We start from the raw sequence: 19,461 nt of genomic DNA on the forward strand, positions 1-19,461 counted from the left end.
AGGATCCAAGATGTCATCCCTTTCCTCCACCCCTGACGTCGCCGCGCCGGCGGCAACGCTGGCCGGCGAAACCGCCGCAGAGGCTGCGGTCTACCGCAAGGTCGCCTGGCGACTGCTGCCATTCATCATGGCCTGCTATGTGGCGGCCTATCTGGACCGTGTCAACGTGGGCTTTGCCAAGCTGCACATGCTGGCGGACCTGCAGTTCAGCGAGGCCATGTACGGCCTCGGTGCAGGATTGTTCTTCATCGGCTACTTCTTCTTCGAAGTGCCGAGCAACATGCTCATGCACCGCATAGGCGCCAAAGCCACAATTGCCCGCATCATGATCATGTGGAGCCTGATCTCGGCAGCCATGATGTTCGTGACCACGCCAACGCAGTTCTATGTGCTGCGCTTTCTACTGGGCGCGGCCGAGGCAGGCTTCTACCCCGGCATGATCCTGTATATGACCTACTGGTTTCCGTCGTACCGGCGTGCGCGCATGGTGGCGCTGTTCATGTGCGCGATCCCGGTCTCGGGCATCCTGGGTGGGCCGCTGTCGGGCGGCATCATGGAGCTGATGCAGGGTGTGGCCGGCCTGCGCGGCTGGCAGTGGCTGTTCCTGATCGAGGCTGTTCCCTCGCTGCTGCTGGGTCTGGCCGTGCTCTGGTACCTGGACAACAACATCCGCAGCGCGAACTGGCTCAGTGAATCGGAAAAGACGCTGCTTGAGCGCAACATCGCCCGCGAGAACGCCAGCAAGGCCGACAGCCACATGACACTGCGCGCGCTGTTCGCCGATCCGCGCATCATCAAGATGGCCATGATCTGCTTTTGCACGGTGATGGGCCAGTACGGCCTGACATTCTGGCTGCCCTCTCTGATCCGCCAGTCGGGCGTGGAAGGCGCTTTCCAGATCGGCCTGCTGACGGCCGTACCGTTCTCGGTGGCCGTGGTGTCCATGAACCTGGTAAGCCGCAGCTCGGACCGCATGCGCGAGCGCCGCTGGCATCTGATCGTGCCGTTCTGCGTGGGTGCGCTGGGGCTGATGCTGTCAGCTATTTTCAGCGGCAATGTCTATCTGTCCCTGGCGGCACTGGCGCTGGCCGCTGGCGGCAGCCTCGCGACCTCGCCACTGTTCTGGAGCCTGCCCACGGCCATCCTGTCCAGCGCGGGGGCAGCGGCCGGCATTGCGCTGATCAACTCCTTCGCCAATCTGGCTGGCTTCATCAGCCCTTACATGATCGGCCTGATCAAGGATGCGACCCAGAGCACCAATGCCGCCATGTTCGTGCTGGCCGGTGTGCTGCTGTTCGGCGCCTTTCTGACCTATACCGTGCCGGCCAAGCTGGTCAACAAATAGCCGCGCACCGCGGCAGGCACCGACCCGAGGCTCTGCCGCAGTGCAGTCGGGAGCAGTACCAGGGGCGGTGATCGAGGCGGGATATGCTGCACAGTCGTTAAGATGGCGCGCATCCCCTTTTTGCGATGAACGATTTCCCCCGAATGGAACCTTCAGCCTCCTCCAATGTCGCCGTTGCCAGCCAGGCCGCCCGCTTGATCCGGGACTGGATCGAAGCCGGAACTTACCCGGTGGGCTCGCTCCTACCCTCGCAGCGCGATCTATCGGAGCAGCTGGGCATCAGCCGGACGTCATTGCGCGAGGCCTTGTCCACGCTGCAGGGGCTGGGGCTGGTCGTGGCGAGGCCCGGCAAAGGCATGTATGTGACCGAGGCACCCGAGGCTCCAGCCAGCGAGGCCTGGCGCTTTGCCGATTCGCATGCGCTCACCGATGTTTATCAGTTGCGCTACGCGTTGGAAGGCTTTGCGGCGCGCCTTGCGGCCCTGGTGGTACAGCCCGAAGACCTGAAGCTGCTGCAGGCCAATCTGCAGGGCATGCAGCAATGCATAGATGCCTCGGACTTCCTGCAGGCCAGCCACCTGGATTTCGATTTTCACATGCAGATCGCCACCATCTCGGGCAATCACGCGATTGCAGACGTGCTGCGTGGCAGTGGCGAAGTCATGCAGGAGAGCCAGCGCCTGCCCTTCTACAAGCGTGGCGCGCGCCATGCGACCTGTGAGGAGCATGCGGCCATCATCGATGGTCTGGCCCAGGGCCGGCCGGAGCTGGCCCAGCAGGCCATGTCCGCGCACATCGTGCAGGCAGCTCAGCGTGCTGGCGTGCACTTTCCAACCGGCTTGTAGCCAAAGAATATTGGTTGGAGCTGCCTGGACTGCCCCCAGTCTCGTAGACAGCTACCCAAAGTCCGTTTCTTGAACAATCACCAGACTCAGTCAGAGCTCGGAGAAGTTGGACATGGAGACCCGAAGACTGAAAGGGCGCCCTTAAAGCACAGCCTGATTTGATCTGCTACCAAGCCCCAACTTCTCCCACATAAATTTGGTAAAAATTGTGCTCAATCACTTGCAGCCGCAGCAGCGCCTGCCTGCTCGGAGCAGGAGCTTGTCTCCCGATTCAAAGGACGGCTTTTTTACGCACAATCAGGCGCTCATCTTTTGTGCTGATGCGTGAGCACATTGCCAGTGCGAGACGGCTATAGCGACGAGTTGGGCCTCAGGCTTGGTGGAGCCCCAGCAGCCCGACCTCTCCAGCACGCCGTTAGACTCGCACTATCTCCCACGAATGCAGCTGAGCACTTCCCGACAAGGCAGACGCCAGAACCACCAGCGATGACAATTGACTCGCATACCTATGAGCCCCGCAAAGGGCACGGACTGCCGCATGATCCCTTCAACGCCATCGTCGGCCCGCGACCGATCGGATGGATTTCGAGCAGGAGCGCGAGTGGGCAGATCAATCTGGCACCCTACAGTTTCTTTAACGCCTTCAACTACGTTCCTCCCATCATCGGCTTCTCCAGCATCGGCTGGAAAGATACGGTGCGCAATATCCAGGAGACTGGCGAATTCGCGTGGAATCTGGCTACGCGTGAGCTAGCCGATGCCATGAACCAGACCTGTGCCGCCGTCTCTGCGGAGGTGAATGAGTTCGAGCTGGCAGGGCTAGAAGCCGTGGATTCGGAACTGATACGGGTGCCAAGAGTGGCACAGAGCCCGGTAAGCTTCGAATGCCGATTGACCGACATCCACCAGTTGCGTACCGCCAGCCATGAGTCGATTCCGTCTTGGCTCGTGCTTGGGGAGGTGGTAAAGGTCTACATTGATCGTCGGCTGCTCAAGGACGGTGTGTTCGACACCGCCAGTGCCGGAGTGATTCTGCGCGCGGGGGGCCCGGCAGACTATTTCTCGATTGGCGATGAGCAGAAGTTCCGCATGTATCGTCCCAAGGAGCAGATGGCATTGGCCTACCCTCGCAAGCCAGATTGAGCCCAATAACGGTTGCTTGGGTGTCTGCAATGTGGCCGACACCGTGAGTTCGGGACTTCGCTACGACAGGCAACAACCACTGAATAGGAGTCTTTGCGTACTGAAGACCGAAGGACAGCAATGGTTCGATCGTTGGCAGTCGCAGACTGGCCAGCAGCAGTCGTTCGGAGATGCACTGCGGCTGTCCGCACCTCAAGGAGAGCGCCAATACGCTGGTTATCACGCAGCAGGCAGGCTCCCGACTGCCTCGAAGCCATTGCCACTATTCAAGTCTGCAACTCCAACGGTTAACGAAACGAACGCCAACCCGTCAACGAAGGTTTGCCGGACTAGAGCCGACCTTTGTCCCTTGCGACCTGCTGAAATCCCACTTCTGCCACCGCTTTCAAAGATGCATAATTGGAACTGATTCTCATTTAATATTCATGTAACTGCTCTGCAATCTGTGCGCTGCGCTCCGGTTAACGATGCAGGATCGAGACTGCTCGTGAGCGCACCCTCTGCCCCTGATACTCCGTCTGTGGAAACCCTCTACTGCAATCACCATGGATGGTTGCAGGGATGGCTGCAACGCAGACTTGGCAATGCGGCCGACGCAGCGGACCTGGCGCAGGACGCTTTTGTTCGATTGCTGGGCAAAGCAGTTCTGCCGAGTTTCAATAGCGTTGTCGAGGCACGTGGCTATCTGCGTACCATTGGAAGCGGACTGTGCATTGATTTGTGGCGGCATCGAGAGGTCGAGAAAGCGTGGATAGAGGCATTGGCTGCACAGCCTGAGGCTTTCGCACCATCGCCTGAGCAGCAGGCGATAGTGATTGAGACCTTGGTGGAGGTCGGTCGGATGCTCAGTCGCCTGCCTCAAAAGGCAGCTACAGCTTTCATCCTGGCTCAGGTAGACGGCCTACCTTACCGCGAGATTGCCATCGCACTGACGGTTTCCGAGCGAATGGTCAAGAAGTACATTGCGCAGGCCATGCTGCAGTGTGCGCTTATTGAGGCAGGCCTGGCCCATTGATATGTCGGTCAACGAACGGAGCGACACTTTGCATGGGCATTCGCTGCAACACGCTGGCTCAACAGTTCCGGTTAGTGTTGGCAGCCTTGAGCAGGCTGCCCACTGGTATGCGACCTTGCGCGACGACGACGTCACCGAGAATGACCGCATGGCTTGGACAGAATGGCTGCAGGCTTCCCCAGAGAACACTCAGGCCTGGGAGCACATCGATGCCGTCAGCCGCAGATTCGATCCGCTGCGCAACCAGAAAACGGGCGGCACGGCTGCAGTGATCGCCGGAGTGGATGCCGCCCGGGGTCTGACCTATCGTCGGCGCAACTTGGTGAACGGCCTGGCAAGCGTGCTGGGACTAGGCGTGGCCGGATTGCTTGGCTGGCGATACACACCTGTTCCTCGATACGTTGCAGCCATCCGCTCGGATCATCACACCACCACGGGAGAGTTGCGTGCTATCGAGCTGGATGATGGATCCCGGGTCTGGATGAACACGACAACTGCACTCCAAGTGAGATACCAGGACACTCTGCGCCAATTGGTACTGCTGGACGGGGAGATCCTAGTTGATACCGCGCAGGATGCTCGAGGACGGCCTTTCTATGTGCATACGAGCGTCGGACGTATGCAAGCGCTGGGAACGCGCTTCTCCGTGCAGTTCATCGACAAGCAGGTGCGTTTGGATGTATTTGAGGGTGTAGTCGAGATCCAAACGACTGCTGGAGTGATCCGACACGTTGATGCGGGCCAAGCCTCAGCGTTCGACGACATCACCGTGACCGCATTGGGCTCCGCAAGCCCCGCACGCGACGCTTGGCACAGGCGCCGTTTGCCCGCAGACGATATGGCGCTGGGCGATCTTCTGACCGAGCTTGGGCGCTATCGCTTTGGTCATATCACTGTGTCGCCTGAAGCAGCACAGTTGAAGGTCATGGGTGTCTATCCCACAGATGATACGGACAGGGCACTTGCCATGCTCGAACAGAACCTTCCCATTCAGGTTCGTCAGCCGCTGCCGTGGTGGACGTACATCGCAGTCCGATAGAACGGACAAAAAAGTAGCACAACTGGTTCCCTTTTTTTGAGCTCGTCCGGTTTAGCTGGTAAGAGTCGATCAAAGCGCTCGCCAAACCGCTTCAGTTCCTGCTGTCTTTTGCTCTGCAAAGCAGGTATCCCGGTTCCTCGCAGCGAATGGTCGCCTCGCCACTTTCAATGGATGAGGAAAACCTATATGTCGCACCAACACGGGCCCCAGCTTGTGAGCATGGCCATTAAGAACCCCCGAGCGCTGGAAACGCCGCGTACTGCCATACGCCCCGTTGTACTCGCCGTGCATCTGACTATTGCTTGTATAGCCATCAGCTCAGCAATGTGGACGACCGAGGTCCAAGCACAGGAGAGCGGTGCTCAACAAGTCCGCCAATACCGTATCCCAGCGGGTTCTCTCAACACCGTTCTGAACCGCTTTGCAGAGGATGCAGGAGTGCTTCTTGGGGCCTCTGGAGACCTGACCGCAGGTAAATCCAGCACAGGTTTGAGCGGAAGCTATAGCGTGGAAGCTGGGTTCGCCACCTTGCTCACTGGAACGGGCTTGGTTGCGACCAAGCAAAGCAACGGAAGCTATGGTCTTAAAGCAAACCACCAGGATGCCAAAGGACAGGACGGTGCTAGCGTCATGCAACCCGTTTTGGTCACTGCAGATGCGACTCGAGACGGCAAGACGGAAGGCAAGCGCAGCTACGCGGGCTCAACCAGCGCCACGCGGCTGAACCTTTCGCTGCGCGACACACCTCAGTCGGTCAGCGTCGTAACGCGGCAGCAAATAGATGATCAAGGCCTGATAACTCTGCAGGACGCTTTGGTTCAGACACCAGGCATCACCGTCGACAAATCCACCAGTACCCAGGAGTACACCCAAATCTATTCAAGAGGCTTTGCCGTTGACAACTATCTGCTTGACGGCATTCCCATCCCGAACGCAGTAGATGCGGTAGCTTTTGACACAGCAGCCTATGACCGAATTGAGGTGGTGCGTGGTGCCACCGGCCTGATCAGCGGCATTGGCAGCCCAGCCGCAGCCGTCAATCTGGTTCGCAAAAAGCCGACGCGCACATTTGAAGGCTCTACTACTTTGCAAGCAGGCTCTTGGGATCGCTACCGTAGCGAACTGGATCTCTCGGGACCTCTTACAGCCGATGGACGCGTTCGTGGACGGATCGTCGCAGCGCATCAGGATGACCATTCCTTCATCGACCGCTACCGTGGCCGCAAGGACATGGTCTATGGCACCTTGGAGACGGACTTGACACCGAGCACCTTGCTGAGCGCTGGCTTTGGATACCAGAAAAGCCGATTGAATAACGCCAGTCGTGGCTTCCCCGCCTTCTTCAGCGACGGAAGCCTCACAGATTTTCCCCGCTCCACCAATGGTGCAGCGGCCTGGAGCAACTACAACCGAACGCAGAACATGGCGTTCGCCACGCTGGAGCATTATTTCGACAACGACTGGGTGGCCAAACTCGCTCTTAACCACTCATCCAACCGCTACCAAGCACTACAGGGCTATGCACAACAAGGCTACCCCGACAGAGGCACTGGTGCAGGTAGCGGGCTTTGGCTGGCCAATTGGAATGGCAAACCCCAACAGAGCTCCATCGACGCTTATGCCAGTGGCCCTTTCACTTTGCTCGGACGAAAGCATGACCTGGTAGTTGGGGCAAGCGTTTCGCGTCTTACGTCCAATGGCCCTAGTTATCCCAGTTGGCGCCTTCCGGGCTATGACGCATCGATCCCCAGTTTTTATACCTGGAACGGCAACTCGCCCCGGCCTGACTTCGAGTCCAGCCAAACCGGCACCTACAGTGACTCGGAGCGGCAGACCGCTATCTACAGTACCTTGCGTCTACGGCCCACGGACAGACTTTCCCTCATCCTGGGTGGACGCCTCTCGAATTGGGAGCGCGACACTAGCAGTACACCGTTTGACGGGAACAAGCTATATGACCACCTGAAAGAAAAGAACAAGCTGACGCCGTATGCCGGATTGGTATTTGCGCTAGATGGGAACTGGTCCGCGTACGCCAGCTACACCAGCATTTTCCAGCCGCAGAGCTACCGAAACCTTCAAGGCAATTTCCTCCCCCCGCTCGAGGGCACAAACTACGAAATGGGGATCAAGGGAGAGTTTTTTGGTGGTGCGCTCAATGCCAGTGCTGCGGTGTTTCAGCTAAATCAAGACAACTTGGCCGAGGCCGAACCTGGATTCATCTGGGTTCCAGGCACCGGAGGTGGATCGTACGCCTACCGAACTGTGAAAGGTGCTAAATCCAAGGGGCTTGATCTGGAGCTTTCTGGTCAATTGCTACCTGGCTGGCAAGTACTGGCCAGCTACAACTACAACAAATCCCGCGATGCCGACGGACTGCGGATCCAAACCGTTCAGCCCTCGAACACTATCAAGTTATGGACGACGTACCGACTTTCTGGTGCATTGAGCGGCCTCACTTTGGGTGGCGGTGTAAATTGGCAGAGCAGCATCTATCGTGAAGAAGTCGGGCCCAACAACGAACGATTCACCCAGAAGTCTTATGCGGTGACGGCGCTTATGGCCCGCTACCAATTCAATCGTCAACTGTCAGGCAGCATCAACCTCAACAACCTGTTTGATAAAACGTATTACTCGACAGCCTTTGGTGGCTTCTACGGCGATCCCCGCAATGTAGTGGTTAGCCTGAAGTATCAGTTCTGACCGAACGAACGAACCAAGGAGTCGACGAACGCGGAGATCACTGTACTCAAGGGTTTCCGTGTTCACTCTTGTTGTTGGATGACGTTGTCATCGCTGGCAACCGAATCCTTCGCTCCACAGCGACACAAAACATAGCAGCCATCAATGCATCCACAGTGATTGAGTGTGTGAGCTATTAGGTCGCACTCTGGCCACTTATTCTTCGGCAGTTGATGGCTACTGTCGGCCGCTCACCTCACCCCTTCATTGGGCAACTTCCAGGCTAGTTTTTGCGCCGAGGCGTCCCCTTAAGTCCCCTCCATCTACGATACCCGCTGGCAGCTATCTTTCGGGTGACTTCGACTGTAGTCGGCGGCTGCGCTCTGTCTGGAGCTTGCGCCATGCTGCTCCAGTCGATCTGGCCCCGCCTCATTCTCGGGCCATCATGCTTGGCTTAGCCGTTCAAGCATCCGTATTCGGGCGACCAGTCCAAGATTGATGCCGCAGCCTTGCCCCAAATACGGCACAAATGCCTGTCAATCGAATTGCAACTTACAATAAGAATTATTCGCATCATTCATGACTTGTGAACCATTCACAATAAAAGTGAGGAGTGGCTTTGCAAGGTTTCTGAGTGGCCGCACAACCATGAAAGCAGGCACCCGGAAAATGGACACTCTCTCCAGTCCCCGTATGGCTATCGCGCTACGAATCAGCACCGCCATTTTTGCGGGCTATGGTTTCACCTGGGGCTTCATTGCAGTAGCAACCGCCGGGCTGTTTGCACTAGGCATGGCCTTTCATGATGCCGAGCACCTGAGCGCCATTTTCGGGCTTGTGATTTATCTTTGCGCATTTCTGTGGTCCTTCGCGGCCCGCAGCCTCGGACGTGTGTGGGCCGTGCTGGTGGGCGGTGGTGCTGCGATGGCAATTGCTGCTTCGCTGCTTCAGCGCCACCTGATCTAAGGACGAAGACAACACCCATGTTCCAGAATTTCCGTCTCTCCATGGCATGGCTGCATACCTGGTTCGGGCTCGCGCTTGGCTTTGTGCTGATGGCCTGCTTTTTCTTTGGATCGCTGTCAGTGTTTGACCGCGAGATTGATCGCTGGGCGATTCCTTCATCGCGCTTTGAACCACAGCCCATGCCCTCATTTGAGAAGGTGCTGCGCCCGGCTTTCGAGCAGATGCAACCGAGCAAGGCAAGTCTTGATTTCATGCGGGATCGTGTCAACGGCCCCATGCCGGAGCGCTTTGACACAGTCAAAAGCTGGGCTGCATACACCACGCACCGCGACCCGGTACTCAGTCTTTTTTCAGGCTATGAAGTGTCCAACGCTAAAGATCCTGAAGAAGGCGTCTGGGGCAATCGCACCATAGATCCGCGCAGCGGAATTGCGCTGTCAGACGACCAGCTCAAAATCGGCAGCCAATTTTTCTATCCATTGCATTACAGCCTGAACCTGCAATGGAAAAGTGTCGGCTATTGGATCGTCGGATTTGCTGCACTGGCGATGCTTGCTGCATTGGTCAGCGGCGTTGTCATGCATCGCAAGATCTTCCGCGAGTTCTTTACCTTTCGGCCGAAAAAGGCGACGCAACGCAGCACACTTGATCTGCACAACATGACCGGCGTTCTCGCGCTCCCGTTTCACTTCTTCTTCGCATTCACAGGCTTGGTGATTTTTGCTGGTATCTACTTTCCCGTCACGCATACGCAACTTGAACCACTGCACGAATTGCACGAAAAAATCGAGGCACGGGAGACTGGCCTGCCACATGATCGAGCGGGCATTGCAGCTCCGCTGGCATCGGTCGATGAGATGATGAACGAAGCGCGCCGCCGCTGGGCCGACAAAGGCATGGCAGGTGAAGTAGGCCTGCTCTCACTCAACCACGTGGGCGATGCCAATGGCTACGTCAGCGTCTTCCGCGCAGGCACCGATCGCATCGCGCTGGTGGGCGACGGCATCCACTTCAAGGCCAGCACCGGGGAGGTACTGCGCGAAGATCCGCCCCGCACCGTAGTGGACAGCATCAACACGTTTTTGACGGGCCTGCACCTGCAGCACTTCCGCCACTGGCTGCTGCGCTGGATGTATGTGCTTGGCGGGCTGATGGGCTGTGTGTGCATCGCCACAGGTTTTATTTTCTTTGTGGAGAAGCGCAAGAAGCAGCATGCCAGGACAGGACAACAAGGGGCCCGTGTTGTAGATGCGCTGGCTGTCACCACGGTCACCGGTATGGTGATTGCAACCCTCGTCATCTTGATCGCCAACCGCCTGCTGCCGCAAATACTACCTGCAAGCTGGCCCGCTCGCGGCGATCTGGAGCAGTACCTGTTCTGGGCAGGATGGGGCCTGGCAATGGCTCATGCGTTTATGCGCAGTGCACCCGTTGCCAAGGGACTGATGAATCCCGCGTGGCGCGAGCAATGCAGGGCGATTGCGGCTCTCGCCGTACTGGCCGTGCTGCTGAACTGGTTCACAACGGGTGATCACCTCCTCAAAACCGTTTGGAGCGACACTTACTGGCCCGTTGCAGGCGTGGATCTATTCCTGCTCTCGGGTGCCTGGCTGGCGTGGGTATCAGCGCGCAAGCTGAACCAGCGCGCCGCAGCGACACGTTCCGCCCCCCCACATCAAGACCAGCCATGCGTGAAGCCATTTTTCTCGGGGCAGCGCTGATCACCGGCTTGATCGGCATGGGCTGGCTTTCACTGGCCATGGACACGCATTGGCAGCAGGTGCGAAGCGAACCGATCTCGCCTCCAACCACCGTACGTCTGCGCATTCTCGGAACGCTGCTGCTCACATGCAGTCTGGGCTTTTGCCTTGCAGCTGATCACGCGTCGATGGCCATGCTGGTTTGGGTGATGGGGCTGGCCGCCTCAGCGCTCGCCATCGCGTTCACGCTCACATGGCGACCCAGGTGGCTGAAAATCTTGACGCGACCAATTCAGCCCTGACTGCACCTTAAATGATATTGAATATCATTTGCATCGCATACTCGCCCCCGACGTGGCGACCGGCCGGAAAGGCCAGAATACGCGACGAAGACGCCGACATCCATCCCTGATCTTCCTGTGCTCGCACACTATTACCGAGAGTTGTTGAGGTTTCTGCAGGGAGCTGTCAGAGATCGCGATACGGCCGCAGACCTGGCGCAGGAAAGCTATGCCCGAGTGCTGGCCGTGCAGCAGTCCGGCGAGACCATCACCGAGCCACGCGCCCTGCTCTACCGCACTGCTCGCAACCTGGTGATTGATCAGTACCGCCGCAGCGAAGTGCGCAATACCTATGCGGCGGCAGAAGGCGACTCCTTCATCGACGCTGCCGATCTGGCTTCTGGCCCTGAAGCCCTCGAGCCAGAGGTGGCCGCGATGTCGTCTCAAACGGTAGATGCGCTGTTGGCGGCTATTGGCGAGTTACCTCTTCGCTGCCGTGAGGCATTCATCCTGCACAAGTTCGATGGGCTGTCTCAGCCCGAGGTGGCGCGTCAGATGGGCATTTCCGTGACCATGGTGGAGCGCCATATCAAACTGGGAATGCAGGCCTGTCGAACCTGCCAGGAGCGGATGCAGGGAGGCGCAGGCTCCCCCTCTCTTGGGGTTCAACCCAGGAGCGGCCAATGAGAATTGGCGCTTTCTTTTCTTTTCCAGCATTGGGTTTTGGCAGACTCGTGCGTCTACCTTCATATCGCCTCTGGCTTTTCGCATCCGCATGACTGATCGCACCATTGCCCAATCGCCAAACAGCGACCTTGATGCCGAGGCCCTGGAATGGTTTGCGCGTTACAGCGATGCACCCGATGCGGCCTATTCAGACGCGGCCTTTTGCAACTGGCTGACTGGGCACCCGGATCGAGAAGCCGCATTCAGCCGCTGGCAAGCCGATTGGCGGCAACTGGATGCTCTGCCTCAATCGGGCGTTGAACGCTTGCGCCTCCAACTGAAAAAGGATCAGGCGGAGTCATCAAGAAAGAGCCGCACCTCGAAGCGCAAACCATCACGCTGGTCTGCGCTCATCCCGCAAGCCGCACTGTCAGCCATTCTGATGGCGCTTGTTGTCGGCGGCGGGTACAAGGCCTGGGACCATTGGCAGCAGCAACCCTTGTTTGTACACATGTACCAAACAGAGCGCGGACAACAACTGAGCGTGCAGTTGCCGGACGGCAGTCTCCTGAGGCTGGATACCGCGACACGCGTCGAGGTGAGCTTGTACCGCCAGCGTCGCGAGGTGAAATTGCCGCAAGGACAGGCCGTGTTCGAGGTGCAAAAAAATGTGGACCGCCCATTCGATGTGGTAGCCGGCAGCATCAAGGTCACTGTGGTGGGCACGCGCTTTTCCGTGCGCAACACCGCAGGAAGCCCTGTGCAGGTCGCCGTCGAAGAAGGCAAGGTGCGCGTGAGTCCGCTTCAGTCGGATGGCAGCAGCAGACCGGGGGCTGCTGACGTCCTGCTGATGGCTGGCCAGCAGATGGCTGCTGCTGCTGATGGACCGTGGGGCCCCGTGAGAGCGGTTGCTGCTTCCGGCATCGCCCCCTGGCGCGATGGCCGGATCACCCTGGAGAACGTAACGCTTTCCGAGGCATTGGCTGAGTTCGAGCGCTACGCTCCCACACGCATGGTGGTGCGCGATGCGACGGTGGGCGCACTGCGCCTTTCAGGTACGTTCGACCCGCAAACGCTGGCCCATTTCCGCTACGCCCTGCCCAAGGTGCTTCCCGTACGTTTGAAGGAAAACGGGGATGTCACGGAAATCGTGACCCGCCACTGAAACATGTCCTAGACGCCGCGCGGCATCGTTGCGGGCTGGGATCCCCGTAACCCCATTTTCAAAAAATTGGTGCGTGCAGGTTGGGGTTTTGCATTGTCATGCGTCTTCCTGAGAACGATTCTTGTTTCGTGTCTTTTGGAGAATGTTTGCATGTCCCGTTTTCGATTCCATCTTGCGCCGCTGGCAGCCGCTGTGACTGTGATTTTGGCAACCTCAGGCGCACAGGCGCAATCAGTCAGTGTGCAGGCCGCGCTGACCGGGCCGGTTGAAATCCAGATCACTGCCCAGCCGCTGTCGCAAGCTCTGGTAGTTCTCGCACGCCAGGCGCACCTGGAATTGATGGTGCAGCCTGCATTGGTCGAAGGCCGAAGCGCGCCCGCAGTGCAAGGTCGCTTCACCGTGCGGGAAGCTCTGAGTCGCTTGCTCGCGGGAAGCGGCCTGCACGCCGAAGTGGAAGGAAGGTCCGTCGTTGTGCAACGCCAGCCGCAAAGCTCGGACGCGGCTACCATGCCGACGGTCACCGTGTCCGCCCAGGAGGAACGCGGAGCCACCACCGAAGGCTCGGACTCTTTCGCCACGCGTGCGGTAAGCATCAACAAAGGCGATCAGGCGCTCAAAGAAATCCCGCAATCCATCAGCGTTATCACGCGCAAGCAGCTCGACGAGCAAGGCATCACGGACCTCAAGCAGGCAGCCAACATCGCAACCGGCACCGTGGGCGTAACCGGAGTCGGGCAGGGCATGGTGTTGGCGGCACGCGGCTTTCAGATCGACAACTGGCAATACGATGGCGTCGCGATTCCTCGCAACATGTACTCGCTCGGCAATTGGGCTGCAGAAGGGATGGTCTTCTATGACCGCCTGGAAGTCCTTCGCGGCGCATCGGGCCTGTTGCAAGGCACAGGCAGCCCTGGTGGCGCAGTCAACCTCGTTCGCAAGCGCGGCCAGAACGAGAAGACTGTGACACTGACCACGCGTATCGGCTCATGGGATCGCTACGGCGCTCAGCTGGACGCTGGAGGCCCGCTCAATGCAGAAGGGACACTGCGCGGCCGGGTAGTGGTGGACGAAGCCAGCAGCCATTCTTTCGTCGACTATGTGAACGAGCGTACTCGATCGCTATATGCGGCACTGGACTATGACATCAGCCCAGACACGACGGTTGGCCTGGCAGTGAGTCAGCTGGACAGCAAGGGGCGGCCCTTCATCTATGGCGTTCCCCTGCGTGCAGACGGCAGCGATGTAGGACTTTCCCGCTCCACGTTCACGGGTGCATTGTGGAATCACGACAAACTCAAACAGACCACGGTTTACGCCGACCTGAATCATCGCTTCAACGCGGACTGGAAGCTCAAGATTTCGGCCTTGCACATGAGCGAGACGAACAACTCCACGCACCAACGCATGCATGGCACCGTTGCTTCGGACGGAAGCGGAATGACCTACGCAGACTGGATCACCCACTTCGACTCCAGCAAGGTCGGGCTCGATGCGTTCGTGAACGGCCGCTTCGATGCCATGGGGCTGCGCCACGAAGTGACGCTTGGTGCGGATTACTCCAAGTACAAATCCGATGATATGTACGCCCGCAACTTCACGTCGGGTGGCAACCTCTTTGATATCGATCACAACCGCCCCAAGCCCACCGTTGACAGTCTGCTGGCGGCCGGTGGCCGGCAAGCCTTCTCATCGTACGACGTGCAGCAAAAGGGCATCTATGCCAGCTGGCGCGCTCAGCTCACCGAACCGTTGACTGCCATCGTGGGTGCCCGCGCCAGCTGGTACGACCTCCTCTACAAAGGATCGCTGTTCGACACCCGCGAAGTCATGCACGCATCGGGAGAAATCATCCCTTACGCCGGTTTGGTGTATGCGCTGACGCCCCAGTGGTCGGCCTACGGCAGCTACACCAGCGTGTTCGAACCCCAATCGGCGCGCACAGCCGCAGGCAAGGTACTGGACCCCATCATCGGCTCGAACTACGAACTGGGCATCAAAGGCGAGCTGATGGACAAGCGCGTCAACACTTCGATCACTGTGTTCCGCTACGACCACAAGAACCGCGGCGTCAACGATATCGCATCCGGCTATGCCTGCGACGGCTGGTTCTGCTCCACCGCGTCCGGCAAGGTTCGCAGCCAGGGCCTTGAAGCCGAGGTGAGCGGCGAAGTGATGCGCAATCTGCAATTAGTGGCAGGCTATACCTTCAATACCACCAAATTCTTGCGTGATCCCGACAACCAGGGCAAGGTCTTCAGCACCTGGACCCCCAAGCATATGCTGCGCGTTTGGGCGTCCTACCGCCTGCCTGGCGACTGGAACCGCCTCACCACAAGCGCCGGTTTCACCACGCAAAGCCATACGCTTGGCTATGACCGCTCATTCGACATTGGCGGTTTCACCACATGGAACATGCGAGTTGCCTATCAAGTCACGCCCGAGCTCAACGTAGCGCTGAACCTGAACAACATATCCGATAAACGATACATCGTTCCAGGCTACACCGGGTACACCGGCGCTAACTATGGAGATCCGCGCAACATCATGCTTACTTTGAAATACACCCCTCGCCTTTAACGGTTCACGAGGTACCTAGGCCAAAGAGTTGAGCAACGTCTGCGGACTTGACGATTTATTTTTTGACGCCGCTCAATGCTGCGCTCAGCCACAATCTGCGCTGCTGCATGCTTGGCCACTTCAGTTCGCGTGGCATCAATAAAAAGCCGCCCGATAGTTTGAACTCCATCACGCATGCCAATGTGGGGCATCGTGATGCGGAAGGCAGTGCCCGGCATCATCCGGGAAAGCTTTTCGGCCGGTTTCAGTTCCAACCATCGACGGCGGCTTCAGTCTGAACACGGCTGTTCGGATAGAACGAAGCAAAGTAATTGCTCGTTTTATTCATGAGGAAATTCCTTTAAAGATTCAGTACGAGATGTGATGCTTTGTGCGCGCCTGTCACGGCCCTATTTCGGTCGTTAATCATTTTCGGACTTGTCTGTTTAGCAATCACATGTGCGCCCTTCCCGCAGTTCAGTAAACCGGACATTCTTCCGCTTGGTAGCCTGGGTCAGATCAGTTGTAAAAATTCCAATCTAATCCAGCAAGTGGGGTGCGGATGAAATCTTGGACTAGTGATCGGTCTAAGAGTGCTGATGCGCTTTCATTCTTTGGAAGCGGATACTTGAAAAGCCAACTGGCACGCAACCTGCTTAAGCCAAGCATCTTGTATACATTTGGGTATTCATCATGCTGATTGGTTCATTTGAAGATTGGAAGCGGGCTTACCAAGAAGGCGCTGAGCCTGCTGCATTGCTTGAGCAGCAGCGCCGTAGTCTGACCAGCGATGACTCGGCCTGGATCAGCATTGCCAGCGACGCGCAATTGAAAGCACAGCTGATACAACTAGAGGCACTTCAACAGACCCAAGGGCGTGAGCGTCTGCCTTTGTACGGCATCCCCTTTGCGGTCAAGGACAACATCGATGTAGGGGGCTTTGTCACCACGGCGGCCTGCCCTGCTTTCGCCTACCAGGCACAGCGCGATGCTGTGGCCGTTCAGCGTCTCAGGCAAGCCGGAGCCATTGTTCTAGGCAAGACCAATCTGGACCAGTTTGCCACCGGTCTCGTCGGAACACGCTCACCATTTGGTGCCGTGCCCAATACGTTTGACAGCCGACTTGTTTCCGGCGGCTCCAGCTCCGGCTCGGCATCTGTGGTGGCGCGTGGTCTGGTTCCATTTGCCCTGTCCACGGACACGGCTGGATCGGGTCGAATTCCTGCGGCCTTCAACCAGATCGTCGGAATCAAGCCCACTCCCGGTGCAGTGCCCGGCACTGGTTTGGTGCCTGCCTGCCGCACGCTGGACTGCATAGGTGTTCTGGCGCTGAATGTGGCCGATAGTGCTCTGGTCCTGTCACTCATGGAAGGACCTGACACACAGGACAGCTACGCTCGATCACGCCCCTTCATCGCCAAACATACCCCGCTGTCTCAACTGCGCGTGGGGGTGCCTGATGCACGCAAGCTTTCCAGCGACTATGAGGATGCATTTGCTGCGTTTCTTGCTCGTCTGAAGCCGCAAACCGAACGGGTACAAGCCCTGCCCTTTGATGCATTGTTTGAAGTCGCCAATCTGCTGTACTACGGCCCCTGGGTGGCTGAACGGGTGGTCGGAGCACGCGACATCTACGAACACCAGCCAGAAGCCTTGCTGCCAGTGATTCGCCAGGTTCTGGACGTACACCAGCGCTTCAACGCTGCCGACACCTTCAATGCCCAGTACCAACTGCAAGACCTCAGACAGCAAGCCCAGCATATCTGGCATGAATGTGATGTGCTGTGTGTTCCGAGCGCACCGCACCACCCCTCCATGGCCGAGGTGGAAGCTGACCCGATCGGCGTCAACTCGGAGATGGGAACCTATACCAACTTCGTGAATCTTCTCGGTTGGTCGGCGATCGCAATCCCTGCATCGCAACTGCCAGACGGCCTGCCCTTCGGCATCACCTTGATAGCGCCGGGCTGGCGCGAGCCTGATCTGGTGCGCTGGGCTCAGCAGTTGGAAGCACAAACCAATCTGTATGCCGGCGTTACAGGCCTTCCCGCCCAAAACACTGGCTCACTGCCCACATGGCGGGTACCGACACAAGGCGAGACCATCGAAGTAGCCGTGGTGGGTGCACATCTGCGCGGCATGCCTCTCAATCATGAATTGCTGGCTTGCGGTGCGCGCTTTCGCGAGGAGACAAGCACCGCCTCGGACTACCGCCTGTATGCCCTGCAAGGCACAGTACCTCCCAAACCTGGAATGGCACGGTCAGACGAAGGGGCGGCCATCACAGTCGAAGTGTGGGATATGCCAATTGCCAACTTTGGCCGCTTTGTAGCCGGCGTTCCAACGCCTCTGGGCATTGGTTCGGTGCAGCTGAAGGATGGACGCAGCGTGAAAGGCTTTATCTGTGAAGGCCACGCATTGACGCAGGCCCGGGACATCACCGCGTTCGGCGGCTGGCGCGCGTACTGCCAGTCTCTGTGAAGCACGCTGCGGCGCACAGCCCCCTGCACGGCGCCGCAGCCAAAGAAAAAACAAGGAGCCCACATCATGTCTTCCACCAGCCTGGCCAGCCTTGCTTACGAAAAACTACGCCAAGCCCTGGACAATTTTCAATATGTTCCTGGTGACCGCTTCAGCGAAAACGAAGTTGGCGCGGATCTCGGCATGAGCCGAACCCCCGTGCGCGAGGCACTAGTACGCCTGCAGCGCGAAGGATATATCTCCGTCATACCCAAGCTCGGCTGGATCGTGAACAGCATTGACTTCACGATGTTCGAGCAGTTGTACGATGTGCGTTCAGTACTGGAATGCGCAGCGTTGGATCTACTTGTTCAGACCCCCGACCTGGAAGTACGCTTGCATGAGCTGACCGCGCTATGGTGCATCCCCGCGCCACAACGGCTGTCTGAAATAGCCACTGTCTCGCGCAACGATGAGCAGTTTCACATGGCCTTGGTGGCGGCCAGCGGCAATCAGGAAATGGCCCGCATCCACCGAGATATCACGGACCGAATTCGTATCGTGCGGCGTCTTGAATTCACGCGCAACTACCGCATTGACGTGACCTACGAGGAGCACGGCAACATTCTCAGATCATTGTTAAACCGAGACGGCTCGCAGGCCAAGTCGTTGCTGCAGCAACATATCCGAGTGAGCCGTGACGAGGTAAAAAACATCACTTTGCATACTCTGCAGAATGCAAGGCAGAAGCAGTCTTCCCTCTAAGTTTCACGAGCACTGCCGTTGATCTTTGGATCACCGATGCTGCAGCAAAGCCTGCAGCAGCACTCCATCCTCTTGAGCCAGCGCATTCAGGATGCTGAAGTGATCCGCGCCTTCTATGGCTACTTCTGCATCACCCTCCATGCCACAGCGATAAGCCGCAAAGGCTTGACTCTGCGCCTGCAATTGGGGAAGTTCTGCCGTTCCATAGGCTGCCACAAATGGCTTGTGTGTTGCAGGCAGGCATAAGGGACTCAGTTGCTCGATCTCAGCGCCAGACAGCCGGAGCGCCTGGTTCAGGTAGGTATGAGCAACCGGTGCCAGGTCGTAGATGCCGCTGATGCCCAGGCCTGCAACCACTCCCTCGCAATTCAGGCCCATTGCGGTGAGATGACCACCCGCGGACCAACCGCATAGCAGGATGCGTCCGTTGCCTCCCTGCTGCAATGCATGGCGGCGCACAGCCACGATGCCTGATCTCACCTGCTCCACGATCTGAGTCAACGTGGCCTCGGGAGCCAGCGTGTATCCAATCAGAGCAGCATGCAGTCCATGCGCGAGCGCGCCCTGTGCCACAAACCGAAAAGTGTTCTTGTGGCGCATCTGCCAGTAGCCGCCGTGAATGAACAGCAGCGTGCTGGCACCGGCCTCGCCCTCAAAGAAGTCGTAGCGCAAACGCTCTGCCGTTCCGAACGGCACATCCAGTTGTCCGGCGGATCGCTGCACCAGCTCCACACTGCGGGCTTCGAAATCAGCGAGCTGCCGAGCACTGTTGGCGACGGCACGGGTATTGTCGTAGGCCGCATCACGCGCGACCTGCGGGAGGTTCAATAAAC

At 58.2% G+C, this 19,461-nt stretch carries 16 protein-coding genes; 15 read left to right on the forward strand and 1 reads right to left on the reverse strand.

Annotated features, from left to right (window positions below; genetic code table 11):
* Nucleotides 1-10: 10 nt before the first annotated feature.
* The 15 genes from ACLBXN_RS20350 (at nucleotide 11) to ACLBXN_RS20420 (ending at nucleotide 18,628) form a co-directional block, all read left to right on the forward strand.
* Nucleotides 11-1,345 (forward strand): MFS transporter, encoded by a 1,335-nt coding sequence (locus tag ACLBXN_RS20350; protein WP_211459383.1) that lies wholly within the window; start codon nucleotides 11-13, stop codon nucleotides 1,343-1,345.
* A 125-nt stretch (nucleotides 1,346-1,470) separates the two neighbouring features.
* A complete protein-coding gene (locus tag ACLBXN_RS20355; protein WP_407714014.1) occupies nucleotides 1,471-2,190 on the forward strand; it encodes a FadR/GntR family transcriptional regulator in 720 nt (239 codons plus the stop codon).
* 486 nt (nucleotides 2,191-2,676) lie between these two features.
* Nucleotides 2,677-3,333 (forward strand): flavin reductase family protein, encoded by a 657-nt coding sequence (locus ACLBXN_RS20360; RefSeq protein ID WP_447613345.1) that lies wholly within the window; start codon nucleotides 2,677-2,679, stop codon nucleotides 3,331-3,333.
* Between the two features lie 520 nt (nucleotides 3,334-3,853).
* Nucleotides 3,854-4,348, forward strand: a complete 495-nt coding sequence (locus tag ACLBXN_RS20365) for a sigma-70 family RNA polymerase sigma factor (protein ID WP_447613346.1) — start codon at nucleotides 3,854-3,856, stop codon at nucleotides 4,346-4,348.
* Nucleotide 4,349: 1 nt separating this feature from the next.
* Nucleotides 4,350-5,387: a FecR domain-containing protein gene (locus tag ACLBXN_RS20370; RefSeq protein ID WP_447613347.1), complete on the forward strand. Its 1,038-nt coding sequence runs from the start codon at nucleotides 4,350-4,352 to the stop codon at nucleotides 5,385-5,387.
* 285 nt (nucleotides 5,388-5,672) lie between these two features.
* Complete coding sequence (locus ACLBXN_RS20375; protein WP_447613348.1) at nucleotides 5,673-8,090, forward strand: TonB-dependent siderophore receptor; 2,418 nt, start codon at nucleotides 5,673-5,675, stop codon at nucleotides 8,088-8,090.
* Nucleotides 8,091-8,717: 627 nt separating this feature from the next.
* Complete coding sequence (locus ACLBXN_RS20380; RefSeq protein ID WP_447613349.1) at nucleotides 8,718-9,035, forward strand: iron uptake protein; 318 nt, start codon at nucleotides 8,718-8,720, stop codon at nucleotides 9,033-9,035.
* A gap of 17 nt (nucleotides 9,036-9,052) precedes the next feature.
* Complete coding sequence (locus ACLBXN_RS20385; RefSeq protein WP_447613350.1) at nucleotides 9,053-10,756, forward strand: PepSY-associated TM helix domain-containing protein; 1,704 nt, start codon at nucleotides 9,053-9,055, stop codon at nucleotides 10,754-10,756.
* On the forward strand, nucleotides 10,723-11,037 hold the full coding sequence (locus ACLBXN_RS20390; RefSeq protein WP_447613351.1) for a DUF3325 domain-containing protein: 315 nt from the start codon (nucleotides 10,723-10,725) through the stop codon (nucleotides 11,035-11,037). Before ACLBXN_RS20385 ends, ACLBXN_RS20390 begins: the two co-directional genes overlap by 34 nt.
* Nucleotides 11,038-11,154: 117 nt before the next feature.
* Nucleotides 11,155-11,703 carry a sigma-70 family RNA polymerase sigma factor gene (locus ACLBXN_RS20395; RefSeq protein WP_447613352.1) on the forward strand — a complete coding sequence of 183 codons (549 nt, stop codon included), beginning with the start codon at nucleotides 11,155-11,157 and terminating at the stop codon, nucleotides 11,701-11,703.
* Nucleotides 11,675-12,847 (forward strand): FecR family protein, encoded by a 1,173-nt coding sequence (locus tag ACLBXN_RS20400; RefSeq protein WP_447613353.1) that lies wholly within the window; start codon nucleotides 11,675-11,677, stop codon nucleotides 12,845-12,847. The genes ACLBXN_RS20395 and ACLBXN_RS20400 overlap by 29 nt, the downstream gene beginning before the upstream one ends.
* A gap of 150 nt (nucleotides 12,848-12,997) precedes the next feature.
* On the forward strand, nucleotides 12,998-15,424 hold the full coding sequence (locus ACLBXN_RS20405) for a TonB-dependent siderophore receptor (RefSeq protein ID WP_447613354.1): 2,427 nt from the start codon (nucleotides 12,998-13,000) through the stop codon (nucleotides 15,422-15,424).
* A 47-nt stretch (nucleotides 15,425-15,471) separates the two neighbouring features.
* A complete protein-coding gene (locus tag ACLBXN_RS20410; RefSeq protein WP_447613355.1) occupies nucleotides 15,472-15,702 on the forward strand; it encodes a hypothetical protein in 231 nt (76 codons plus the stop codon).
* A 394-nt stretch (nucleotides 15,703-16,096) separates the two neighbouring features.
* Nucleotides 16,097-17,884 carry an allophanate hydrolase gene (gene atzF, locus ACLBXN_RS20415; protein WP_447613356.1) on the forward strand — a complete coding sequence of 596 codons (1,788 nt, stop codon included), beginning with the start codon at nucleotides 16,097-16,099 and terminating at the stop codon, nucleotides 17,882-17,884.
* A gap of 66 nt (nucleotides 17,885-17,950) precedes the next feature.
* A complete protein-coding gene (locus ACLBXN_RS20420) occupies nucleotides 17,951-18,628 on the forward strand; it encodes a GntR family transcriptional regulator (RefSeq protein WP_447613357.1) in 678 nt (225 codons plus the stop codon).
* A gap of 30 nt (nucleotides 18,629-18,658) precedes the next feature.
* Here ACLBXN_RS20420 and ACLBXN_RS20425 read toward each other — a convergent pair whose 3' ends face one another.
* Nucleotides 18,659-19,456, reverse strand: coding sequence for an alpha/beta hydrolase (locus ACLBXN_RS20425; RefSeq protein WP_447613358.1), 798 nt, complete (start codon nucleotides 19,454-19,456; stop codon nucleotides 18,659-18,661).
* Nucleotides 19,457-19,461: the final 5 nt, after the last annotated feature.

It is taken from the genome of Comamonas sp. C24C, from assembly GCF_053345995.1.

Coding starts and splice junctions, on each gene's coding strand:
- ACLBXN_RS20350 (WP_211459383.1), top strand. CDS start 11: ATGTCATCCCTTTCCTCCACCCCTGACGTCGCCGCGCCGGCGGCAACG.
- ACLBXN_RS20355 (WP_407714014.1), top strand. CDS start 1,471: ATGAACGATTTCCCCCGAATGGAACCTTCAGCCTCCTCCAATGTCGCC.
- ACLBXN_RS20360 (WP_447613345.1), top strand. CDS start 2,677: ATGACAATTGACTCGCATACCTATGAGCCCCGCAAAGGGCACGGACTG.
- ACLBXN_RS20370 (WP_447613347.1), top strand. CDS start 4,350: ATGTCGGTCAACGAACGGAGCGACACTTTGCATGGGCATTCGCTGCAA.
- ACLBXN_RS20380 (WP_447613349.1), top strand. CDS start 8,718: ATGAAAGCAGGCACCCGGAAAATGGACACTCTCTCCAGTCCCCGTATG.
- ACLBXN_RS20385 (WP_447613350.1), top strand. CDS start 9,053: ATGTTCCAGAATTTCCGTCTCTCCATGGCATGGCTGCATACCTGGTTC.
- ACLBXN_RS20390 (WP_447613351.1), top strand. CDS start 10,723: ATGCGTGAAGCCATTTTTCTCGGGGCAGCGCTGATCACCGGCTTGATC.
- ACLBXN_RS20405 (WP_447613354.1), top strand. CDS start 12,998: ATGTCCCGTTTTCGATTCCATCTTGCGCCGCTGGCAGCCGCTGTGACT.
- atzF (WP_447613356.1), top strand. CDS start 16,097: ATGCTGATTGGTTCATTTGAAGATTGGAAGCGGGCTTACCAAGAAGGC.
- ACLBXN_RS20420 (WP_447613357.1), top strand. CDS start 17,951: ATGTCTTCCACCAGCCTGGCCAGCCTTGCTTACGAAAAACTACGCCAA.